Source organism: Bacillus norwichensis (genome assembly GCF_014836955.1).
In the GTDB taxonomy this organism is placed as follows: domain Bacteria; phylum Bacillota; class Bacilli; order Bacillales; family Bacillaceae_C; genus Siminovitchia; species Siminovitchia norwichensis.
In genome coordinates, this window is sequence record NZ_JACSPV010000015.1 from 49089 (window position 1) to 73295 (window position 24207).

The 24207-nt window shown below is 40.9% G+C and carries 17 protein-coding genes; 6 read left to right on the forward strand and 11 right to left on the reverse strand.

The features are described 5' to 3' along the window. Nucleotides 1-86: 86 nt before the first annotated feature. The 5 genes from H9631_RS10605 (at nt 87) to H9631_RS10625 (ending at nt 8144) form a co-directional block, all read left to right on the forward strand. Nucleotides 87-2144 (forward strand): sigma 54-interacting transcriptional regulator, encoded by a 2058-nt coding sequence (locus H9631_RS10605; protein WP_191812587.1) that lies wholly within the window; start codon nt 87-89, stop codon nt 2142-2144. Then, complete coding sequence (locus H9631_RS10610; protein ID WP_191812589.1) at nt 2128-3018, forward strand: 5-oxoprolinase subunit B family protein; 891 nt, start codon at nt 2128-2130, stop codon at nt 3016-3018. The genes H9631_RS10605 and H9631_RS10610 overlap by 17 nt, the downstream gene beginning before the upstream one ends. Next, nucleotides 3015-3986 (forward strand): 5-oxoprolinase subunit C family protein, encoded by a 972-nt coding sequence (locus H9631_RS10615; RefSeq protein WP_191812592.1) that lies wholly within the window; start codon nt 3015-3017, stop codon nt 3984-3986. The genes H9631_RS10610 and H9631_RS10615 overlap by 4 nt, the downstream gene beginning before the upstream one ends. Nucleotides 3987-4088: 102 nt before the next feature. Beyond that, complete coding sequence (locus H9631_RS10620) at nt 4089-6137, forward strand: hydantoinase/oxoprolinase family protein (protein WP_191812594.1); 2049 nt, start codon at nt 4089-4091, stop codon at nt 6135-6137. 48 nt (nt 6138-6185) lie between these two features. Beyond that, nucleotides 6186-8144, forward strand: a complete 1959-nt coding sequence (locus H9631_RS10625; protein ID WP_191812596.1) for a hydantoinase B/oxoprolinase family protein — start codon at nt 6186-6188, stop codon at nt 8142-8144. A gap of 540 nt (nt 8145-8684) precedes the next feature. Here the strand turns inward: H9631_RS10625 and H9631_RS10630 are convergent. From H9631_RS10630 to H9631_RS10660, 7 genes are all read right to left on the reverse strand, one after another. Beyond that, a complete protein-coding gene (locus tag H9631_RS10630; protein ID WP_191812598.1) occupies nt 8685-10007 on the reverse strand; it encodes an aminotransferase family protein in 1323 nt (440 codons plus the stop codon). 234 nt (nt 10008-10241) lie between these two features. Further along, on the reverse strand, nt 10242-11582 hold the full coding sequence (locus H9631_RS10635) for an APC family permease (RefSeq protein WP_191812599.1): 1341 nt from the start codon (nt 11580-11582) through the stop codon (nt 10242-10244). Nucleotides 11583-11645: 63 nt separating this feature from the next. Continuing rightward, complete coding sequence (locus tag H9631_RS10640; protein ID WP_191812601.1) at nt 11646-13271, reverse strand: amidohydrolase; 1626 nt, start codon at nt 13269-13271, stop codon at nt 11646-11648. A 307-nt stretch (nt 13272-13578) separates the two neighbouring features. Beyond that, a complete protein-coding gene (locus H9631_RS10645; RefSeq protein WP_225220976.1) occupies nt 13579-14772 on the reverse strand; it encodes an MFS transporter in 1194 nt (397 codons plus the stop codon). A 106-nt stretch (nt 14773-14878) separates the two neighbouring features. Further along, a complete protein-coding gene (locus H9631_RS10650; RefSeq protein WP_191812603.1) occupies nt 14879-16321 on the reverse strand; it encodes a sodium:solute symporter family protein in 1443 nt (480 codons plus the stop codon). A 30-nt stretch (nt 16322-16351) separates the two neighbouring features. Beyond that, nucleotides 16352-17956 (reverse strand): amidohydrolase, encoded by a 1605-nt coding sequence (locus H9631_RS10655; protein ID WP_191812604.1) that lies wholly within the window; start codon nt 17954-17956, stop codon nt 16352-16354. A gap of 32 nt (nt 17957-17988) precedes the next feature. Next, the gene (locus tag H9631_RS10660; RefSeq protein WP_191812606.1) at nt 17989-19242 is read right to left on the reverse strand and encodes a Zn-dependent hydrolase; all 1254 of its coding nucleotides are present in this window, start codon (nt 19240-19242) and stop codon (nt 17989-17991) included. Nucleotides 19243-19548: 306 nt separating this feature from the next. Here H9631_RS10660 and H9631_RS10665 point away from each other — a divergent pair, with 306 nt between their 5' ends. After that, entirely contained in the window at nt 19549-20955 is a 1407-nt protein-coding gene (locus H9631_RS10665) for a sigma-54 interaction domain-containing protein (protein ID WP_191812608.1), read from the forward strand. A 175-nt stretch (nt 20956-21130) separates the two neighbouring features. Here the strand turns inward: H9631_RS10665 and H9631_RS10670 are convergent, their stop codons facing one another. From H9631_RS10670 to H9631_RS10685, 4 genes are all read right to left on the reverse strand, one after another. Beyond that, nucleotides 21131-21958 (reverse strand): MerR family transcriptional regulator, encoded by an 828-nt coding sequence (locus tag H9631_RS10670; RefSeq protein WP_191812610.1) that lies wholly within the window; start codon nt 21956-21958, stop codon nt 21131-21133. 35 nt (nt 21959-21993) lie between these two features. Then, nucleotides 21994-22386 (reverse strand): GyrI-like domain-containing protein, encoded by a 393-nt coding sequence (locus H9631_RS10675; protein ID WP_191812613.1) that lies wholly within the window; start codon nt 22384-22386, stop codon nt 21994-21996. Nucleotides 22387-22673: 287 nt separating this feature from the next. Further along, complete coding sequence (gene hpaD, locus H9631_RS10680; RefSeq protein ID WP_191812615.1) at nt 22674-23660, reverse strand: 3,4-dihydroxyphenylacetate 2,3-dioxygenase; 987 nt, start codon at nt 23658-23660, stop codon at nt 22674-22676. Nucleotides 23661-23918: 258 nt separating this feature from the next. Then, nucleotides 23919-24197 carry a hypothetical protein gene (locus tag H9631_RS10685; protein ID WP_191812617.1) on the reverse strand — a complete coding sequence of 93 codons (279 nt, stop codon included), beginning with the start codon at nt 24195-24197 and terminating at the stop codon, nt 23919-23921. Between the last annotated feature and the right edge of the window lie 10 nt (nt 24198-24207).

Below are 24207 nucleotides of genomic sequence, written 5' to 3' on the forward strand. Positions count from 1 at the left end.
ATGAATTGGCATGCATCTTGCAATATTGAAAAGGTATAAAGCATGCCGTCACTTTTAAAAGAATGCGAAGAATCGGAGGAACATACATGCACTGGGATTGGAAAGGTGTACTGCAACCTATCAGACTTTTCGTTAATTCTGATATGACGGTTCAACATGTTTTTGCACTTCTGAAAGAAGAAGAGGCAGAAGTTGGTTTTGTTTTAGAGGATGAAGAGATCATTGGTTATGTGACTCCTTTGTCGCTATTAAACCAGATGATGAAAGAAAAAGGGGGCCCTGCTAGCAAAATCAAACCGGAAAAGGACTTTTTGTTCGTCCGGGAAGAGGCAGCTGCTAAGCATATTCATAATTGCTATTTGGTCATAGGTGCTGATCTAGTCAATCGGCCAACCGGTTATATGATTATGGATCATTTAAATCGGTACTTAAGCGAAGTTCAATTGAAAAACTTCAACGACGCACTGAACAATGCCGAAATGGGCATCGTCACAATGGATGCATCTTTCCATGTCATTTTCATGAATGAAAAAGCGGAACAGATCTTAGGTATGAAGAGGTCGGTCATCCAAGGGCGCGATTATCGAAAGCTGATTCGAATGGATACATCTTTTGATGAGGTGCTGGAAGGCCAAAAATGGTTTGGGGTAGAAAATACGTTTAATTTCAAAGCCATTTCCGGACAATTTTCTCCTATCTATGAAAGCGGTAAAATTATCGGCATCATTCACAACTTCTATCTGAAGGATCAACTGGAAGAAGCGGTGCATGAAATTGATTTTGTCCGGGAAATGAATGAGGATCTCCAAACAATTTATTCGCTGTCCAATGAGCAAATTATAGTAGCGAATTCTAATGGAATTATCACTAAAGTTGCAGGGGCATTTTTTAGTAATTTTTGGGGAGATATTGAACATAGTGAATTGATAGGGGAAAGTGCAGCGGATTTAGAAAAAAGAGGTATTTTTACCCCGAATATCATTTCTACCTGCATTGAAAAAAACAGCAGGGTCATGTTGACGCAGAAGGGGAAAAATGGAACAGTCCTTTCGACAGCTACTCCTGTGATGGAAGATGGCAAGATTAAAAGAATCATTGTTTTATCCAAAGATATTTCTACGGAGGAAAAATCTTTCATTAAGTCGGAAGGTGCTGCTGAGTTTCATAGTGAACCTGTTATTTACCGCTCCTCTGAGATGACTGCTCTTATGGAAGAGGTGAAATCGGTTGCACCACTGGATTCTACTGTTTTGATTTCAGGGGAATCAGGAGTTGGGAAAGAGGTCATTGCACGAAGAATTCATCAATTGAGCGATCGGTCGTCTGGTTCGTTTGTGGCCATTAATTGTGGAGCGATTCCGGAACATTTGATTGAAAGCGAATTATTCGGCCATGAGAAGGGAGCCTTTACTGGCGCCGAATCCAAAAGAATCGGGCTCTTTGAACAAGGCCATGAAGGGACTGTTTTTTTAGACGAAGTTTCTGAACTTCCTTATTCTATGCAAGTGAAGCTGCTGCGCGTATTGCAGGAGAGAGAGGTCATACGTGTCGGCTCAACAGTGCCCATAAAAATTAATGTAAGAGTTCTAGCGGCATCAAATAAGAATTTACGGCAAATGGTTCAGAAAAAGGAGTTCCGGGAGGATCTGTATTATCGTCTTCATGTCGTTCCAATCAAAATACCTGCGCTAAGGAATCGAAAGGAAGATGTCTCTCCTTTGGCTGTAAACTTCTTAGAAGAATTAAATGAGCAAAATGGACGAGAAAAGAAGATCTCGACGAATGCTTTAAATCTTCTGGAGAGCTACCAATGGCCAGGAAACATTAGAGAACTTCGAAACGTTATCGAAAGATTGATTGTCATTTCCAAGGAGGAAGAAATTTCAGAAAAAGATGTTTACCGCGTACTGTGGGAAACAGACTCCAATGAACAGGGTTTTTTGACAATCAAAGGCATTATCCCATTGAAAAAAGCAGTCGAGGAGACAGAAAAGCAGCTAATCGAGCTGGCTGTAGAAAAATATGGTACAGCTACGGATGCGGCGAAAGCACTTGAAGTCAGCATATCGACTGTCAGCAGGCGGATGAAAAGGTTTAATGGCGATCAAGTACCGGGAGGTGCGGCTCATGATTTTCTTTTCTGAGACAAAGTTCGATTTTTGTGGAGATGAGTATATTTTTGCCGAAATTTCCCGGGAAATGAAGATTGAAAGTACTTTAAAGGCCCTTTCCATTACAAAAGAATTAAGCAGACGCAATATTCCTGGCATCACTGAAATTTATCCGAATAATACTTCCTATCTTGTAAGATATGACCCAAATATCATTTCACCGCATCATTTACTAGATTATTTGCGGGATGTAGATAGGATGAAGAACGAACAAGAAAGCTTAAATGTAGATGCCAAAATCATTGAAATCCCCACTTTATATGATGATGTGGAAACAAGAAAGGTTTCTCTTCAGTATTCTCGCCATCACGGGGAGGGCGCTGAATCAAACTTTGATTATGTTATGAAGCTGAGCGGATTTAAAAGCAGGGAAGAAGTTATCAAACGTCACTCTGATCCACTTTATTTGGTGACGGCGATCGGCTTTAAGCCAGGGCTTGCCTGGTCTTTTCCGCTGACAGTTTCAAAGGATGAAATGATTGAGGTCCCCAAATATAAAAGTCCCAGACCTTTCACACCTGAAAGAGCAGTTGGGCTGGGAGGAGTATTCTCAGTTGTCTATCCATCTGACTCTCCGGGAAGCTATCAGTTGATTGGCAGATCCGCTGTACCTGTATACGATGTCTATCAAAGGCTTGCAGCGTTCAAGGAAAGCTTTGTACTCGCCAGGCCTGGAGACTTATGGAAGTATAGGCCTGTTTCAAAAGCGGAATATCAAAACATTCGAGAAGAGGTCATCAACGGAACATATGAATATAAAATGAAGCCTGTCTCCTTTTCCGCTGCGAAATATGATGAGCTTGGAGTAGAGTATATAGAACAACTGAAAGAGGAGTTTGACCGATGATAGAGTTGATTCAACCAGGTATTCGTACAACAATCCAAGATATGGGAAGGATAGGGTACTTTCATCAGGGAGTTCCGCCAGCTGGGGCTGCAGATAAATTCTCCTTCATATTCGGGAACCTGCTTTTAGGCAATCCGCGCCATGTTGCGGCTCTAGAAATGATGGTCAAGGGGACGACGATCGAATTTCATAAAAAAACAACTGCAATTATTACAGGGGCTCCAGTACAAGTACTTTTAAATGGCGCTGAGCAGCCAATGTGGACAGTATTTGAAGTTCAAAAAGGCGATGTACTTGAAATTGGTCACATCCAAAAAGGATTATTCAGCTATTTGTGTGTGTCAGGAGGATTTGATGTTCCAGAAGTGCTGGGAAGCAAGTCGACTTGTCTCGCTAGTGTTTTTCCTGGAATCACTGGAAGACTATTGCTGGCGGGAGATAAAATCCCACTTTCCGAACCACTACCTGGAGCTGCTCAGCATATAGGAAAAGAACTAATCCGTGAAGCTATTCCGGAGTTTGGGAAAACGGAAACAGTACATGTTGTTTTAGGCATCACCTGTGACTTAATTCGCGATGAGGGGCTTGTATCTTTTTTAAACAGCCACTGGAACATCCAACCACAATCGGATCGGACTGCGTGCAGGGCAAAAGGCGGCCACATCAGTTACTCAGAAATTGAATCGCCATTTGGCTCGGGAGGAACACCAGGAAATATTGTTGATATCCCCTATCCCATCGGCGCTGTCATCGTGCCGAATGAGGAAGAGATTATCATTTTATTGAATGATGGTACTGGTGGTGGCGGCTTCGTAACAATTGGAACAGTCATCTGGCCGGATATTAGTAAATTGTCTCAAATGAGACCAATGTCAAAAGTTAAATTTCAGGCTATCACAGTAGATCAGGCTATTTCGATTAGACGAGAGAAAGAGAAACTAATAGAAAAAGTACAAGCAAGTATCTAAGAATAAAAGAACTTAAAGGTGGTGATGCCCTCAAAAGGGGAGAGGAATCTGTTGAAAAGTATTTTTCTTAAATGATCATTGATTAATAACGGAGGCGAAAATATGAGTAAAATGACAAAAACAGGCTACCATGTTGCAGTTGATGTTGGTGGAACTTTCACAGATGTGTTTGTTTTTGATGAAACTACTGGAGAAATGTATGTAACGAAAACTTCATCTACGCCATCAAACCCTGAAAAAGGGATATTAAACGGTATTGTAAAAGCCGAATTGACTGGCGATAAAATAAAAATGTTCTCGCATGGAACAACAGTTGGAACAAACGCGTTGATTGAGCGTAAGCTTCCAAAAGCTGCTCTTGTAACTACAAAAGGATTCCGTGATGTACCAGAAATCCGACGTGGGACAAAACTTGATTTATGGGATGCATATAACGATGTTGCAGAGCCGTACATCAAGAGAAGAGACCGCTTTGAGCTTGATGAGCGAGTTGGGTTTGATGGTGAAATGTTGAAAGAAGTGAATGAAGAAGAAATCCGCGAGCTTGCCAGAATTTTAAAAAGGCGGGGTGTGGAAGCGGTTGCTATCTGCTTTATGAATGCATATGTAAATGCGGAAAATGAGAAAAAGACAAAAGAAATTTTGCAAGCAGAGCTTCCTGAAGCATACATTTGTACTTCTTCGGATACACTTCCAGAAATTTTTGAGCATGAGCGTATGAGTACGACGATTGTAAACGCTGTACTTGGACCGACTATCAGCAAGTATATTAATACTTTGGAAGAAAACATGAAAGATCTTGGATATGATGGCGACATTATCGTTCTTCATTCAGGCGGTGGTGTTATGACTTCCCAAACGGTTCCTAAATACGCAGCTCGCCTTGCAAGCTCTGGGATTGCCGCAGGTGCAATCGCAAGTAAGCATATCGCCAATATGTGCGGGTTTAAAAATGCTATCGGCCTTGACATGGGTGGGACAAGCACAGACATCTCCCTTATGTATGACAATGAACTACGGATTACAAAAGACTGGTATATCGAGTACGGTTATCCGATCGGTTTCCCAAGCATTGAGATTTTAACAATCGGTGCAGGTGGAGGAAGTATTTCTTGGATTGATGACGGGGGTTCTTTACGCAATGGTCCTCACAGTGCAGGAGCGGTTCCTGGACCAGCATGCTACGATCAGGGTGGAATTGAGCCGACAAACACGGATGCGAACCTTGTGCTTGGACGTTTGAATACGAAGTTGATTGACGGACAAATGGAACTAGATAAGGATTTGTCTCAAAAAGCAATTGAAGAGCGAGTGGCTCAACCGTTGGGGTACAACGTCTACGGTGCTGCCAATGCCATGATTCAAGTAGCTAATGCTAATATGTGCGACGCACTTAACTTGATTTCTGTACGACGCGGCTATGACCCTCGCGACTTTGCCCTAGTTGCATTTGGTGGAGCAGGTGCACTTCACGGAGCAGATCTCGCAAGGGAAATGGAGATACCGACAGTGATCGTTCCGGCTCACCCAGGAGTAGCTGCAGCAATGGGTTGTCTGCTTGTTGACGTTCGTCATGACATTACTAAAACATATTTTGCCAATGTCGCCGAAGTAACGAAAGAAGAACTGGAAACAGAATTCATTGAAATGGAAAAAGAAGCGACTGAGCTGTTGGTTGAAGAAGGTATTGAGGAAGAACAAATGCATTTGATTCGCTACATTGATATGCGGTATGTCGGGCAATGGAGAACGCTATCTGTCACAATTGACCGTCCAATTACATCCTTGGATGAAGCGATTGAAAGATTCCATCTTGAGCATGAGCGTGAGTTCGCATTTGCTGACAGGGATAAAGGAATTGAAATTTATGGGATGCGCGTAGAAGCGATTGGTGCAGTCAATAAGCCGGTATTTACAAAAGAAGAGCCTCAAGGTAGCTTGGAAGAAGCTGTAAAAGAAACACGCCGTGTGTACTTTGAAGAGGCTGGAGGACTAGTTGATTCAAAAATCTATGACCGTACGAAAATCCCTGTACTGTCAGAATTTAATGGACCGGCTGTAATCGAACAGCTCGATTCAACAATTGTTGTACCGCCAGATTATTCTGTCAAAATTGATGAATACCGCAATATCATCATGAGCCGTATTTAAAAAAGCAAGGCTAATTTAAAATAAAACTGCGAAAAAAGGGGAGATATGATGTTTAATGTCGATACAAAACTTGATCCGGTAACATTTGAAGTCTTAAAAAACGGATTTGTGAATCTTGTTGACCAAATGTCTGAGCAAGTGTTGCGTACATGCTATTCATTCGTAATTTATAATCGTGATTTCAGTTCAGCACTATGTGATGCCAATGGAAATACGATTATGCAGGGGACGCAGGATATTTCCGTTCACGTAGGAACACTTCATTTAACTGCAAAAGCAGTCATTGAAGATTTCGGTGATGATATCCATCCTGGAGATGTCTTTATTGTAAATGACCCGTACCGTGGTGGTACACACTTTAACGACACGCGGATCATCCGTCCTGTATTTTACAATGGAGAATTGATTTCATTTATGCAGGTAAACGGACACTGGGCAGACATGGGGGGATCTACTCCTGGTTCCTTTGATGTCAATGCGAAAACACATTATGGAGAAGGTATGCGAATTCCGCCGCTTCGGATTTGGAGCAAAGGAGAATACTTGGAAGACGTTGCGAACGTGCTTGTTTCCAATATGCGTGTTCCAGAAGAACGATTAGGGGATCTTCGTTCGCAAGCGGAAGCAACTAAAACAGGTGAAAGACAACTGATTACTTTTATTGAAAAATATGGTCTTGATACTGTATTAACTGCGTTTGAAGAAGTACAAAACTATGTGGAACGTCTCGCGCGTGCAAAAGTTAAGGAGCTTCCTGACGGTGTATGGGAAACGACAGACTTTATTGATATGGACCCTGAAATAGGAGACGGTCTGATCCCGATTAAAGTGAAAATGACGATTAAAGACGATGAGATTTTCTATGATCTGTCTGGCTCTCATAAATATATTGGCTGCTTCTTGAACTCTGCTTTCGGTTCGTCGCTGTCTGCAGCATATGCGGGAACAAAAACGTTCTTCCCTGATATTCCTTTGAACTCCGGCTTTTACAGAGCTGTACATGTGGAACTTCCGGAGAACTCAGTAGTAAATGCCCCGTGGCCAGTAGCGGTGACAGGATTCTGTTCAGGTGCTTATGAAAAAATTATGAATGCTTGCTTTGAATTATGGTCAAACATTATGCCGGAACGCGCTTTGGCTTGCTCATTCAACTTAGAATATCTGCTTATTGGGGGAGATGACAAGCGGGCAGGCTATGAAAACTACTTCATGTGGTACGACTGGATGGCGGGCGGACATGGGGGCCGTAGCATAAAAGATGGTGCTAATGCGACTTCTCCAGTATTCGGAGTAGGGCTCAGCATCCAGCCTTGTGAGGGGCAGGAGCGACTGTCTCCAGTTATTACAACAAAACATGAGATTGTTACTGACTCTGGCGGTCCTGGTCAATTCCGAGGTGGTTGTGGAGTCGAGAAGGGCGGAATCCTTACAGAGGCTCATGACGCTGTTATGTCATACTGCTGCGACAGATCTCGTTCTGTTACTTGGGGAATTTTTGGCGGACTTCCTTCTACACCGCATGGCGTTGAACTTCAAAGAAGCGGACAAGAGTCAGAATTCCTTGGAACAATCTTCTCCAATGTAAAAGTTGGCAAAGGTGATTACTTCACACGTCCATCTGCGGGGGGAGGCGGACTTGGCGACCCTCTTGAAAGAGATCCTAAATCCGTCCTTGAAGATGTCATTGACGAATATGTATCCATTGAACGTGCAGAAAAGGATTACGGAGTCGTCATCAAAGAGATCGACCGTGAAATCGACCTTTTTGAAATTGATGCAGAAGCAACGGAGAACGCACGTGAATTAATCCGTTTGAACCGTCAAAAATGGCTTGAAGAAAATCCTGAAACTGTGATGGAAAAGTTCCGTAAAGGGGAAGTAGATCTACTTGACCTCATCCGTCGCTATGGAATCATTATTGACCAGCAAACAGGTGAATACCTGCCAAAAACAACAGATCAAAATAGAGAAGCGATGAGAAAGCGTACTTTAGAGTATTGGAAGTAAAAGGGTTAAGCACAAGTGGATTAGTAATAAATCGACTTGGCGGCGTTACAGACTGAACGCTGAAGTCATAAAGTAGAAAAGGAGAGCTGCTCTGCGTGGGCAGCTCTCCTTCAATTTGTCCGTTGAAAAAGTGTGATTATAGGTTGAAGAAGGGGCAATCCTTAAAGTAAATTGGTCGGGCGTTTGCAAAAAAGCCGAACTGTTCAATTTAACAGAAATGATACCTGGCTAAGAGGAGATACTATTGGAAAAAGCAGAATCCTGCTTGAATTAAATACTGTTCAGTTTGGCCGAGTTACTGTCCGACTTAGGAGAAAGACTTTTTGGCAAAGAGAGATACTATCGAAAAAAGTAGGAATACTATCCAGGAACGATAAATCCGATCCATTATTGGTGAGTGTTTTTACAGTGGGGTACCGCTTTTAATGAAATCACATAGAATGGGTACTAAGCTCAGTCTAATGCACATTTCCTATCTGAAGAAAATCCTGATGAGGTAAATAAAAAAGCGATCCGAGTCGGATCGCTTTTTTCATATAATTAAAGTGATTTTTGAACTTCTAATGCTGATTCTTTGACGATGCTAACAAATTCGTTTACATCTTCTTCAGTCATGCAAAGTGGAGGAGCATAAACGATAGTATCTTTTTCCCAATAAACAACATTACGAAGGATTAGACCACGTTCTCTTGCTTCAGCTACAACTTTACCTGAAAGCTTTTCAGCAAAACGTTCGCCAGTTTCTTGGTCTTTAACGATTTCAATTGCACCAAGTAAACCGAGGTGACGAACTTCACCAATGATGTCAGTTTCTTTTTGAAGCTCAGTTAATTTTTCTGCAAGCAGGTCACCCATTACTTTAGAATTCTCAACCATATTTTCGTTTTCCATGATTTCGATGTTCTTCAAGCCTACTGCACACGCAGTTGGATGTCCGCTGTAAGTAAATCCGTGCATCAATACGCCGCTAGAAAGTTCAATCAATTCTTTATGGAGTGTTTCGCGTAATACAACTGCTCCTAATTGAACGTATCCGCTAGAAATACCTTTTGCAAGAAGCAATACATCAGGAACGATGTCAAAGTGTTCAGAAGCGAACATTTTTCCAGTACGTCCAAATCCGTTGATTACTTCGTCAGCGATGAATAAGATGTCGTTTTCGTCACAGATTTGGCGGATTTCTTTGAGGTAGCCTTCTTTAGGAAAGTTAACTCCACCAGCACCTTGAATTGGCTCAGTTAAGAATGCTGCAATTGTGTCTGCGCCTTCTTCTTTAATTAATTGTCTGAAAGCTTCTGGAGAATCAGGGTCAACGTGAATGAATCCTGGTGCCAAAGAAGTTGTGAAATCATGGAATGATTCGATTCCTGTAGCACTTGTAGATCCGGAAGCTACTCCGTGATAAGCTCTTTTACGAGCAACAATTTTAGTTTTTTCAGGTTGGCCTTTTACTTTCCAATAGTGACGTACAAGCTTGTATGCTGAATCGTTTGATTCAGAACCACCAGAAGTAAAGAATACGCCATTTAGGTCGCCAGGTGTCATTTCAGCAATTTTAGCAGCGAGACGAATAGCAGGTTCGTTACTGAAACCAGAAAAGCTGTTAGAGTAAGCGCATTTTTCAAGCTGTTCTTTTGCTACTTCAGCAAGTTCTTTTCTACCATATCCAATATTTACGTTCCATAAGGAAGACATACCTTCAAGGTATTTCTTACCATTAATGTCATAGCAATGAACACCCTCAGCTCTATCAAAAATAATAGCTGGTCCGTTTGCCTGTTGGTCTTGTAATGAAGATGTTGGGTGAATAAAATACTTCTTGTCCAATTCAACCAATTCTTGTCTCAATGTTTCGTTGCTCATTAGAATCGCTCCTTTTCAAAGTTGTTACTATGAAAGTGCTCTGCACAATTATATATTATAGCCCTTTACTTTGGTAAAAGAAAGGGGAGTTCACTCTTTTTTTCTAAAAATCCTCTAAATTCCCTAAAAATTTCTTAAAAATCGGTGTTTTGCTGACGACAGGGGCAGAATAATCCCGATAGTTTACGAAAACGTCCATTATCGCAAAATTTCTACTTCCGAAGCTGAGTGGTTCTACGATGATTCTGCAGCACCTAATTGAAGCTCTGGTGGTCGTTGTTTGAATCCTTTGGTCAAGAAGAAAAGATAAATGAGACCAAGGCAGAACCAAATGCTACCTAAAACCTTTGAATGAATATCCAAGTTAAGGAGTAGCCATAGATCAAGAATTGCACCAATACCCGGCAAGATTAAATACAAGATGGTCCCTTTGAAAGACCGCTCTTTTTTCCGGATGAAATAATAGGAGATAACGGCTATGTTGACACTGATAAAAGCGATGAAAGCTCCAAAGTTAATGAATGAAGCTACAAGCGTCAGGCTTAAAAAGAGAGAAAGCAAAGATATCACGCTGATTAAAAGAATATTATTAATCGGCGTTTGATATTTATGATGAAGCTTTCCGAAAAACCTTGGAAGCTGACCGTCACGTCCCATTGCAAACAGTACACGTGATGCACTTGCCTGTGAGGACATGGCTGATCCAAAAACCGTGACAAAATACACAGCTAGGAACATAGAGGCTAAAGTTTTGCCTCCTACAGATGTAATGATTTCATGAGAAGCTGAATCAGCATTTGTAAATGTTGTATAGTCTGGCCATACATTATGCGCAAAATATGAAACAGACATGAAGATTGCGCCGCCTACAAGGGTTATGATGATAACGGCTCTTGGGATCGTCTTCTTCGGATTGATTGTTTCCTCTGCAAAAGCTGTGGCTGAATCAAAGCCAAGAAAAGAAAAACAGAGGAGAGCCGCGCCTGCAACAATGTACGAGAAAGATTCTTCAGGGTTGTAAAATGGTGCAAGATTAAAAATGGTACCTGTGCCTGCTCCTCCCATTATATCTTTGGCGGACAATCCGATAAAAATGACTATAAACAATAAAGAGAAAAGACTGATAAAAGCATTTGCCATTGTAGCAAGCTTAATTCCTTTGACATTGACAATCGTAACGAGTAAAAGCATTCCCAAAATCCAGATATAGCTTGGTACAGCTGGGAAGGCTGCTGAGAAAAAGATCCCAAACAGTAAGTAGTTGACCATTGGAATAAAGAGATAATCCATCAATACAGCCCAGCCCACCATAAAACCGACATATGGGCTGATCGACTTTTGTGTATAAGCATATGCGGAACCAGCTGATGGTACAGCTTTAGCCATTTGTCCATAGCTGTAGGCTGTAAAGAGCATGACAATCAATGCCAGCAAATAAGATCCTGAGACCATCCCGTGGGATAGCTCAGCCGCTACGCCATAAGTGCTGAATACGGTTGCAAGAGCCATAAAGGAAAAACCGAAAAGAACAACCGGTATCAGGGTAAGCGAGCGGTTCATTTTTTCTTGTTGCATGCGAATCCTCCTTTTAAAAAAAACTGTGATGAAAAGGGGAGTCCTCAACAGGAACTCCAGTCCTTACGAGGATATGGTTTCAGACGAATGTTCATAAACGAGTTGACCATCTGTAATTGTCAACTCGACTTTCGCGTCTAAAATTTCTTTCTCTGGAACATTAAATAAGTTTCTATCGAGAACGACAATATCTGCTAGCTTGCCTTTTTGTAGTGTGCCGATTTCGTTTTCTCTGAAGACACTGTAGGCAGAGCCGTATGTGTAAGCTTTTAGTGCCTGTGCAAGTGAAACTTTCTCCTGTTCATTCCAAGTTTCTTCCAAAGAATAGTCTTTTCGGGAGACTGCGTGATAGAGCCCAAGCATTGGGTTTAATGGAACAATCGGATAGTCGCTGCTGTATGGCATAACATTACCTTCATTAAAGAACGTTGCATTTGGATACAGATAAGGGAATTTTTCCTCTGTTACACGTTCTGTATGGCTTTCTCTTGGCATCAACGCCATATGGTAAGGCTGGACAGAAGGCATGACTCCCAATTCTTTAAATCTTGGAATATCGTCGGGAGAAATGACCTCGATATGCTCAAGCGTATGGCGAGAATCCCTCTTGCCGTTTTCTTTCTGAGCGTTTTCATATAAATCGAGACCTAGCCTTACTGCTCCGTCGCCAATTGTATGGAACTTAATTTGGTAGCCTTCTTTATCGGCTGCCGTCACCCATTCTTGAAGCTGTTCTTTTGGAAAACCAACTTCACCAAGTGTTTCAGGCCTATCTTTATATGGATCTAGCATATAAGCTGTGTACCCGGTTACAACTCCATCAATGAATTGCTTTAGCCCGGACATTTTTAGTTTCGGAGATGAGAAAGTCTCTTTTAATTCATTCGCTTTTTCCAAATCACCATTTAAAGGCGGATACAAATGGATTCTTACGGTCAATTGATCCTTCTCATCGAACTCCTTGTAAACAGAGTAGCCTTCCAATTGTTCATGGGCCCGGCTCATATAAAGGTCATTCACTGATGTCACGCCCACGCTTGTTGCGTGATTCAAGAACAGTTGGAGCATTTCTCTTCTTTGTTCGTTGGAAAAATCATAGGCGTATTTTCCGACAAGGGACATGGCGGATTCAATAAGGATGCCTGTAGGCTCGCCGTCTTCATCCTTATAGATGATTCCGTAGTCCGGATTGGCAGTATCCTTTGTAATGCCAGCTAGTTTAATCGCTTTTGAATTGACCCAGCCATAATGACCTTCTGCTTGAATCAGAAATACTGGACGATCAGGAAGATATTGATCAAGCAGATAACGGTCAGGAAACTCCTTGTTGTCCCATGTTGTGGAATCCCAGCCAGTTCCAATAATCCACTCTGCATCGGGGTGTTTATCTGCATACGCTTTCACCTTCTCGGCGGCATCTTCTGCTGAAACGGCCTCACTTAAAGGAACGGCGTAATGGTTAAAAAGACTGCCAGCCATGATGTGAATGTGGGAATCGAAAAATCCTGGCATGACCAGTTTGTCTTTCGCGTTAATGATTCGGGTGTCCTCTCCAGCATATTTTTCCAACGCATCATGTGTATCAACGTCAATGATTTTATTGTCTTTGATTGCGATGACCAATGGTTCTGCATGATCTTTTAGCCCCGTAAAAACAGAATCGCTTTGAATGATAATATCTGCTTTCATTTTTACACCTCTCCGTTGTAAAGGTTTACAGTTTAACTTATCATTGCAAAAAATATGCCATGTTTTGTTGTTTGGAGAAATATCGAGGAAACACTATGAAAACTCTCAATTTTTATGAGAGAAAGTATCTCTTTTTTAAAACCCAATTTTGCTTATTACTGCATAATTTTATGCGAATATGAATAAGCGAGAGTTTGCTTAAATTGAATGGGATTTACCCAAAACACTTGCCAATGCAGTTGTTTTAGCCATATCTAGTTATCGATTTGTTAAGGTGTGAACGATGAAAAGCGCGGACCTAAGGTTATCACTTGGGCTGCGCTTTTGAAAAAAATTTATTTTGGTCTTTGGCCCCCCACAGGAAGGTTAAAATCATTGCGAGGGCCCCAGATATGCCTGATAAATAGAAGGTCCCGCTGATACCTACATATGAATTCAATATTCCTGCTAGAAAAGGACCGATAAACATACCCAGTGCGTATAGTGACTGGTATACGCCCATGGCAGTTGCTCTTTTTTGCGAAGGGATTTTTTCAATGGCGAATCCCAATAAAACGGGGAATAAAATACCTAATGAAAATCCATTGAGACCTTGCAAAAGATAAAATAACAGTTTGTTTGTTACAAATGGTGTGAGCAAAGTAAAACAAGCGACGAAAGTAAAAGCAAATTGCAAAGTTCTCCATTGTCCCAAAACAGGAACAAATAATTTTCCGCTCAATATGGCTGAGATCGCATGTGGAACCATAAATGCAATGACAACCATACTAATTTCATGTGCCTGAAATCCAATTTTTAAAGCATATGCAGGTGTGAAACCGAACATGGTGGTGAAGAGAATCCCGTGAGCGGCAATCGAAAGCATTGAAACTTTCAATAAAGTGGAATCCGTGATAACAGATAATAAATCTTTCAGTTTTAAAGGCTGATTAGGAAGACTTTCTTGAGAATCATGAATGAAAAAGGATAGCACGACTCCAACTGTACATATGATTGCCCCAACCCAAAAGGGGGTTTTCCATCCCCAGTGATCCACTAAATAGCCACTGAGAAACATGCCTGCAAATTGCGCTAAAACGATGATGAATGAAATCATTCCCATTGCACGATGGATATGTTTGTCGGAAAAATAACCAGCATAAAGGACTGTGAAAATAACCCATGTCGCGGCAGCCAGACCGGCTAAGGATCTCGCGACTAAAATCCAAGCTAAATGATTGGTAATAGCAAAAACAAAGCAGCTCAATGCGCAGATTAACATTCCAGCAATCACTATCGGCTTTCTCTTTTTAATGAGATCTGAAAAGATTCCGATAGGCATTCTGAATACTAATTGCATAATTCCATAACTGCCCAATACCAGACCAACAAAGGTATATTTCCCTCCGGAAGATTCAATGTAAGGGGCTAAAACAGGAACGTAGATAAATTGTGAAACCCAGAAAATAAAAGACACGATTAAAAAGATATAACGATCGTTCACTGCCGGAATAGCTTTCAAACAGTTCGCCTCCTGAGAAAATACTCTCGTAAACTGCAAAAAAGTAAGAAAGGGCACGGGGTACCCTTTCTTACCAAATTATAGAAGCTGATTCGTCAACGAAAAGCTAGATTGCCTCTTTGTCGGGAGATACGCTCACTTCGTTCGATTTTGTCAGTAGAGAAATAACAATAACTAGCAAAGTAGATATCGGCAATCCGATAAAGACAGGATGGATGCCAAACGGATGTCCTGCCATTTGCCAAACGACAGCTATAATTAATCCGATCCACATCGCCCATGTACCGCCAGCTTTTGTTGTGCCTTTCCAAAAAAGTCCAAAAATGACCGGTGCCAGCAAAGAGGAGACTAACATGGCTGTTCCTGTAACCCACAAGTTGACAAGCTGTGGAATATATAATGCTAGCAGTAAGGAAAAGACTGAGACGAGCATGACTGAAACACGACTATATAATAAGAGCTTTTTATCGTTTTGGTTTTTCAAACGAGGTTTAATGATATCGTTTACAATGGAGGAAGCTCCTGCCATGAAAAATGAGTCAGCTGTTGAAATAACTGTAGCTAATAAAGCAATAATCATAACAACAACCATTGGGAAATTGAAAACATTTCCGATAATTTCATAATAGCTTAATGTCGGGTTTATTTCGCCCATTTGTAAACCATATTTGCCAGCTACGCCGATTGTAATGACAAAAAATCCAGTTAAGAATGCTAATATAATTGAAATCCAGTATCCCCTTGAAGCTGTTTTGATGTCTTTGGCAGCCCAAAAGCGTTGCCAAAGATCTTGTCTGACAAACTGATAGGCACCAATGGTTAATAAATAGACGAAAACTTGAGTGGAAGAAATACTGAAAATACTTAGGTTGGCTCCTTCATTCATTGCAAGGGCATTTTCAGTAATATTTCCCCATCCACCAGATGCAATAATGACAACAACAAACAATGTGAAAATACCAATGGTTTGGATTGTACCGTGGAAAGCGTCCTGCCAAATGACAGATTTCATTCCGCCAAAATACGTTTTCAGTGTCAGCATTATCCAGCTGATGATAATTCCTGTTGTGATACTTAGTCCAATGGTCAAATTCAAAATCGTTGCGATCGCAACAAATTGCATTCCTGTAATTGCGCTGTAGGCGATTAAAATACTAATGACTGTTGGAAAACGAGCACCTTCACCAAAGCGCAATGTAGTAAAATCGGCAATGGTCACCATGTCATATTTTTCACCATATTGACGGATCTTTTTAACAAAGAAAAACATTAAAATGATACCAGCGAAAAGTGTTCCGAAGTTCAGCCAATGCTGGCCCATACCGAAGCTATAGCCATTTTCCATATATCCAAGCAAAGTTGACCCGCCGACAGCTGTACCAACGAATGTCAGAATTAATGGGAAAATGGATACGGATCTTCCAGCTACATTATAATCATCATAGGTTTTAATGCTTCGCTGATTGATATAAAGGGAAACGCCAAATAGAAATAGGAAATAGATGATGACAAGTCCACCTAAAATCATTTGTTCCTGTGAATTATACATAATAAGTCCTCCTTGGTTGCGGCGATATTTTTAAGTACTGCTATAGACGGTATTTCCTTCGACAATAGTTTGGATTACTTGAATGTCTTTTATAAATTCTGGATCCACTTTAAATGGGTCATTGTCCAGTACGATGAGATCCGCATATTTCCCAATGGATAGCGAACCGATGATATCTTCATCAAAACCCGAATAAGCAGCGTCAATTGTGTAAGCTTTAATGGCATCCTCTACAGAAATCGCTTCAGCTGTTCCAAGCTGCTGGCCGCTCATTGTTTTGCGGACGACAGCCGAATAAATACCGAACAATGGATTTCCATCACAAACCGGTAAATCTGAATTTCCCGGGGCAATGATTCCATGACTTTTAAAAGAAGCATGAGGGAATACTTTTTCTGCCCGCTCTTGTCCTAAGTTCGCTAAATAACTGTCTCCAATAGAGTAAATAAATCCTATGGATGATGCGGCGATGATTCCATATTCTGCTATTTTCCTTAAATGTTCGTCAGTAGGCAAGGTACAATGTTCAATTCTATTGCGCATATTTTTGATTTCTTCGGGAGTGGCCGCATTTGAAATCGCCTGAAGAGCCATTTCGATTGCTCGTTCGCCGATTCCGTGAATGGAGACTCGCAAATTATGTTTAATAGATTCAGATACAAGGTCGTTTAAATGATCTTGCTGCATGTATAAAATCCCGTCGTTATCTCCATCACCTTCATAAGGTTTTGCAAGTGCCGCAGTTCTTCCGCCGACACTTCCGTCGAGCATGTACTTTAAGCCTTGAATATTCAAACGATCATTACCGAGATGGCTTTCGATACCAAGTTTCAGAGTTTCCTCTTGGACACCGGTCCATCCCATCAAGTCAATGGCCCATAGCCAAAGGCGTGCTTTTAATTGGAACTTTTCTTCCTTTTGAAGCTGCTGGTAAACGATCATCTCATTTTTAGTTGCTGCCATTTCATGAGCTGTGGTAATTCCCCATCGGAAAAATTGTTCCTGTGCTTTCATCATCGCTCCCTTTAATTGTTCGATAGAAAAAGCTGGAACAGAGAACTCATGCATAGCGTTTTCCTGAATGAGACCGCTAGGCTTACCACTTTTGGGGTCAATATGAAAATGACCGCCATCAGGGTCTGTAGGAATTTCGGGAAGACCGCTCACCTTAAAAGCCATACTATTTGCTACAGCGTTGTGTACACATGTTCTTTTTAAGAAGACAGGGTGGTCTGGTGCAGCCTCGTTTAACTCATTGATTGTCGGAAATCTTTTTTCTTTGAGCTTGCTGTCGTCCCAGCCCATACCGATAATCCATTCTCCTTTTGGTGTAACCTTCGCTTTTTCCCTTACAGCATTCAGAATACTGTCGATATCTGGTGCAATTTCTGTCCTCAAGTCAAGTTGAAGTGTATTTGCAGCGTAATGTATCGGGTGAGCATGACTTTCAATAAAACCCGGCAATACTGTTTTTCTATCTATATCTACCATTTTTGTTGAAGGACCTTTCAAAGGTTCAGTATCCTGATCAAAAGCAATAATCTTTCCATTTTTTACGGCCACTCTACTTGCGGTAGGGTGGGCATCATCCATTGTATAAATGTCAGCGTTATAGAAAATAACATCAGCAAACATTTACTATGACCTCCTCTTGATGTAGCGCTTGCTTATTTAAAAGAAGCGTTGTTATTTGCTAATTGGTAAACTGTCTTCAGAAGCAGGTTTGCCCCTTTTTCAATGGCTTCCGCCTCAGTGAATTCCTCTTGGCAGTGGCTTTTTCCTGCAACACTTGGAACAAATATCATGGCTGTAGGAGTAATTAGATTCATATACTTGGCATCATGCCCAGCCCCGCTTATCATTTTTTGACTGCTGTATCCGAGTTGTTTAGCGTTTTCAGTTATGAGATCAACTAAGCTACCGGAAAAATGTGTTGCAGAACTCTCCCAAATTTTATCTACTTTGACTGCTACTTGTTCAGCTGCTGCAGAAACGCTGATTTTTTCTATCAATGACTGCGTCAATCTTTCTTTCATCGCATCATTTGAATGTCGGATATCAACAGAGAAGGTAACTTCCCCAGGCACGCAGTTGATCGAATTTGGCTTTACAGCCAATCTGCCAACTGTTGCAGTTGCTTCTTTGTCTAGGTTTACGGTTGTTTCTCTAATGATTTGTATGATTTTTGAAGCGGCATAAAGGGCGTCTCTACGCATGTTCATCGGTGTTGGCCCCGCGTGGTCTGATTGTCCGGTTAGATTTACTTCCAGCCAGTCCATGCCTTGTATGCCAGTTACAACGCCGATATCTAGATGTTTATGTTCAAGGACTGGTCCCTGTTCGATATGAAGCTCAAGATAACAATGACTGTTTTGAATGCGATTTCTTTCTGGTCCATGATAGCCAATTCGTTTTAATTCACTTAAGAAGGCCTTTCCTTCCTGGTCCTTCCGACTGTAAACAAACTCTTGGTCAAAATGCCCTGCGAGTCCACCAGCCCCTAAAATGGGCGGTTCAAATCTGGAGCCTTCTTCATTTGTAAAATTAATGAGTTCGATAGGCCTCTCTGTCTGAATGTCCATATTATTTAAAGTGGTTAACACTTCGAGGCCGGCAAGAACACCAAGGATTCCGTCATACCGTCCCCCTTCGGGTTGAGTATCGAGATGCGATCCTATAAGAACCGGCGCTGCTTGAGGGTTCTTACCTTCTTTTCTGCCATAAATGTTACCGAAATCATCTACGCGTACTTGCATCTCAGCATCTAATAGCCATTGCCTAAATAAATCTCTCATCTTTTTATCTTCGTTAGTAAGAGCAAGGCGACAAATTCCACCGCGAGCAAGCTTTCCGATAACGGCGCTTTCATTTATCGTGTTCATGAGCCGCTTTATATTAATCGTCATTGTTTCTTCAAGCATTTTGAGCCCTCCTTTCTTGATAGTACATGTTAGCGTTAGCATTCTTGCTATTGCATCTTTGCTGTATACAATAATAGCAATTTACGTGCCAAGTTTTTTTGCTAATTATGCCCCAAAAGGCTATTTTTGTCTGTTTTTGGTGAACAGTTTAAGAGGATTAGTGACAAAAATGACTCAACTAATGAAGTTTTGAGTCAAAAGTGATTCGGAATAACTGTAATAATAAAGAAAAAAACAATTTTGAATCGAAATTGATTCAAAAATCGTGTATTCTAATACTATAGATAAATCGAAAGGGTGATTTGATTGGGAAAAGTTAGAGAAATTTTGGAGCATCCGTATTTTAAAAAAATTCTTAATGCCCTTTCTGACGGAGTTTTGATTTCAGATGGAGAGGGGCAGGTATTATGGTTAAATACAGCTTGTGCAAATACTTTAACCAAACCCAAGTCTTTTTTTATCGGAAAAAGTGTTTACTTATTGGAAGAAATGGGAGTGTTTCAACCATCAGTCACAAAATTAGTGATAGAAAAGCAGGCACTGGTAAGCACTGTGCAAACCTCAGAGGGGAATGATCTCAGGTTTATTGTCACTGGATATCCCATCAGGGATGAAAACGGGAAAATTGATTGCATCATCGCTCAGACCAAGGATATTACCGAAATTGTTCATACGACGACAGAACTGGAAGAAACTCAATTATTATTAAAAAGATATAGCCAGGAAATTATGAGGATCAATTATGAGAAACAATCAGAATCTTATTATTTCACCAGCCAAAGCCCGTCTTATCTTTCTCTGCTGCAAACGATTGATAAGATAGCTCCAGCAGAATCGACTGTCCTGTTGAGCGGTGAGACTGGGGTCGGCAAAAACGTTATCGCTCAGCAGATTCATGGGTTAAGCGAGCGGGGAAATGAGCCGTTTGTTGAGATCAACTGCGGAGCAATACCAGAATCCTTGATTGAATCTGAATTATTCGGTTATGTAAAAGGAGCTTTTACAGGAGCAAATAAAGGAGGAAAAGCAGGACTCATCAAAATGGCGGATGGGGGGACATTGTTCCTCGATGAAATCGGCGAATTGCCAATTCATTTGCAAGCAAAGCTATTACAGTTTTTGCAACAGAGAAAATTCCTTCCTGTGGGTTCGACAGAGTACCAAACATCTGATGTAAGAATCCTCGCTGCGACGAACTTGGATTTAATGGAAGAAGTAAAGAAGGGAAGGTTCCGCTCTGACTTATTTTACAGATTGAATGTACTGCCAGTCCGAATTCCTTCGTTAAGGGAAAGGAAAGAGGATATTATTGGTCTGGTTCAATACAATTTAGAGAAATATAATAAAAAACATAAACGGAGCTGCCGTCTTTCGGCAGGTGTAATGGATATTTTTCAAGATTATGATTGGCCGGGAAATATACGGGAGCTGGAAAACTTAATGGAACGGCTCGTAATTATCGCGCCTGAGTATGAAATTCAGGTGAAGGATCTGCCTGCACATATGAGGGAGCAGGAAGTAAATACTTTCGATCTTGCAAGCTTTAATAGAGGGGATTCATTGACAGAGGTATTGGAATCAGTTGAAGAGAGTATCATTTCCAAGGCGTATGCCAAATTTAAAACGACGAGAAAAACTGCGGAAGAGCTGGGTGTCTCTCAATCTTTACTGATGAGGCGCTTAAAAAAATACAATTTGACAAATGAAAGCTAAAGGAGAAGGCTAACTGCGGGAGCCTCTCCTTTTAACTTCTGTAAGTGGTAAGAGGAATGCGTCATGCAAGCCCTGGCTGCATAAAGTTAGCGTCTCCGGCGGATGCCACGGATTTTCAGAGGAAATGTATTGAGCTCGATACAATCCAGGCGCAAATACGCCAAGGAGAATCTGATTAGTCAATCAATACCTGAATTTCAGCAAGAAACTCCTCACGATTCTTCGAAATGAACTCATCAATGATTGTACGAATAATGAAGTCGCCTTTAATCTTGTAATGGTTCTCTTTGATAAAATCGTTCAGGATATGAAAGTAGGCCGATGCATCACTATGTCCCCCGCGAAAGAAAATGCAGGCATATGTTCCTTGAGGGAGGACGCCAAAATCAATTTCTTCTATTAATTTACTTCTTTCCACTTCTTCTAAAATAAGAAAAATAGAGCTGTATTCCAAAAAACTTTCACGTTGGAAATTATTTTCTGAAATAGTCAGTCCCACTTTTCCGATGAAGATGGATGCGAGATGGTGATATTGCTGCTTTAACTTGCGTAACGAAAGCTCAAGCTCATAGAAAGAAGAGATGGTTTCCTGAAGCTGGATGATTTTTCTTTCAGGTATCGTTTTGATGAAAGGGAGATTAATGTTTTCAATATATTTTGCTGATTTGAATTCGTCAATCCGTGCTTCTAACTTCTTTTTTGCCATTTCCAGCTCTTGTATTTTTTGCTCTGTGATCCTTTTATGTTCCTTAAGCGTATCAATCAGCTCGTCGATATCTCGGTTGGATGTCTGCTTTTTAATGTCCGCCAGTGGAACGCCAAGTACTTTTAAATAATTGATGATATCGAGCAATTTAAATTGCTCGATGGAATAATACCGATAGCCATTTTCAGGGTTCACTTCAATTGGCTTGAACAAGTCGATTTCATCGTAATATCTTAGTGTTTTGACCGGTATATTGTGGAGCTTTGACATCTGTCCAATTGAAAATTGATTCTTCATTTTTCACCACCTCAATTAGGATATGAAGGATAGTGTTATTTTACTGCGATATGTATCTCAATATCTCCATTAGAGAGGTACTTTTCAAAATCAACTGTATAAGCTCGATTCAGTGTTCCTGATTCTTCCAAATTCCAAATGTTGCTCCAGGCCTTAAAAATCCCTTGATCATCAGTCGAATCAACTGTAAAAATCTCATACTTTTCTGTAGGGAGCTCAATAGATGTTTCTCCATCTTGTTCAGTTGCAACGCCTAAAGAGTAATCTCCTTTATAATTGCTTTCGTAATCATAATAAACACCATATACATTGCCTTCATAGTTTGTAAGGCTGCTTGAGGCGCTTTCCCACATGTTTTTTATTTTATCCATCACATGCTTATCATTAAAATTATTTGTTCTAACGTTAGTTATAATTGATAGTTGCATGCTTATCAACTCCTGAATATTTTAAATATATTATAGAACAAATGTTTGTTTCGGGCAAACACTTTCGATGAAAAAAGCGGAAGCGCCTTAGGCAGAACGAGCAAACAAGATGATTTCCTCCATTATAGGGACGCGGTTGATCCTTGGAGGGGAGGTGACGCTGGAGCACCTTCGCTGGCACTAGCACTACCTGTACGCCGTCAAAGAAAAAGAAAAATTTTTGATAACGTTATATTTTTTACTCAAAAGAAAAGAATGCATCAAATTCTGATGCATTCTTTAAGATCTTAAACTTTTTCTTTTTTTCTAAATGGGACGATTGGAAGAAGTTCTCCTGTATGGATATCTTCAACAGGAACAGCTTCCTCGACCCAGCTTTTTGGCGGCATGGCACCCCAGAAAGTTGCGCGTTGAGGGTCAGCAAGATCCCATTTGATTGGTTCCCAGTCCGGATCGTTTGTAAAATAGTCTCCAGTGTATAATTCCATGCGGTTTCCATCAGGATCTCTCAAATAAACGAAGAAAGCATTGGATGTTCCATGCCTGCCAGGCGAGCGCTCGATATTAGCGTAATAGCCCAGTGAAGCAAGATGGTCGCATGCATCCAAAATGGATTTCGCGTCATCCATCCAAAAACCAGTATGATGAAAGCGAGGTCCGGTTTCGCTTATTAGCGCAAGGTCATGAACACTTGGCTTTCTGTGCATCCATGCAGCCCAAATATTTTCTTCCTCGCTCTCTACTTTTACAGTGTACTCAGAGGTTCTGAAACCTAAATGATCGCTGTACCAAGCGTATAAATCATCTATGTTTGTAATGAGACAGTTGGCATGGTCGATTCTTTTGATTTTTACATTTCCTTGCAAATGATATTTCTGCAGCATTCTGTCGGCTTTTTCCATTTCGTAGAAAAATTCAACAGGAATACCGCCTGGATCTTGAATTCGTAGTGCACGTCCCTGGCCTTTTTCCTCGCCGGCAGCCACCCAACGCTTATTTACTCCAAGTTCAGTGAATAGTTCATCTAGTGCATCAAGGTCACTGTCAGCGCTTACACGATAGGCAATATGTTTTAAGCTGGCCTGTTCGCCTTTCGTCAAAACGAGACAATGGTGGTTTGCATCTTCCAAAGCCCTCAAATAAATATGGGTGTCATCAGACTCAGTTTCAATGAAACCCAGCCCATCACAATAAAAGTGACGTGCGCGATCTAAATCAGTAACTGTTACTTCAGCATGGTGTAAACGGACAATATCAAAGTTTTTGTTTGGCATAACTATCATCCTCCGATCTTTTGACATCAGTTTAAACTCTCCAGTAACTGGAGAGTCAATGGAATTATTTAAATTTTAAACAAAAGAAAACGGTTTACAAATTTATATTGACATACGTTTAATATATAGGTAATATAAATTCAAGACGTACAAAATTTACTTTCCGGATTAATTACCTTTTTTCGGTTCAGGTAAAATAGTGCGCAACCTTATCACATCGTTAAATAAGAAGACTGCCGAATCTGTCATCCAGCGGCTTTAACCGCGGGACAAACGCAGAACAAACCAGTCGCACATCCACCCTTCTTTTTGATGGGCTGATGGCGACTGTTTTTTTACGCCGGTTTTCTGATTCAACGGACAAATGATTCTTAGGAGGAAAAGAAACATGTGTCTCGCTAAATCAGGTTGTAAACTATGCGGCAACTGCAAAGGCTCCAAAGCGGCAAAAAACGAAAAGAAAAAATAAGGGGCCAAACACAAAGAGAACAAGGGGGCATTTCCCTTGTTCTCTTTGCGTTTCAAGGTTTTCTTCAAAAATGAAAAA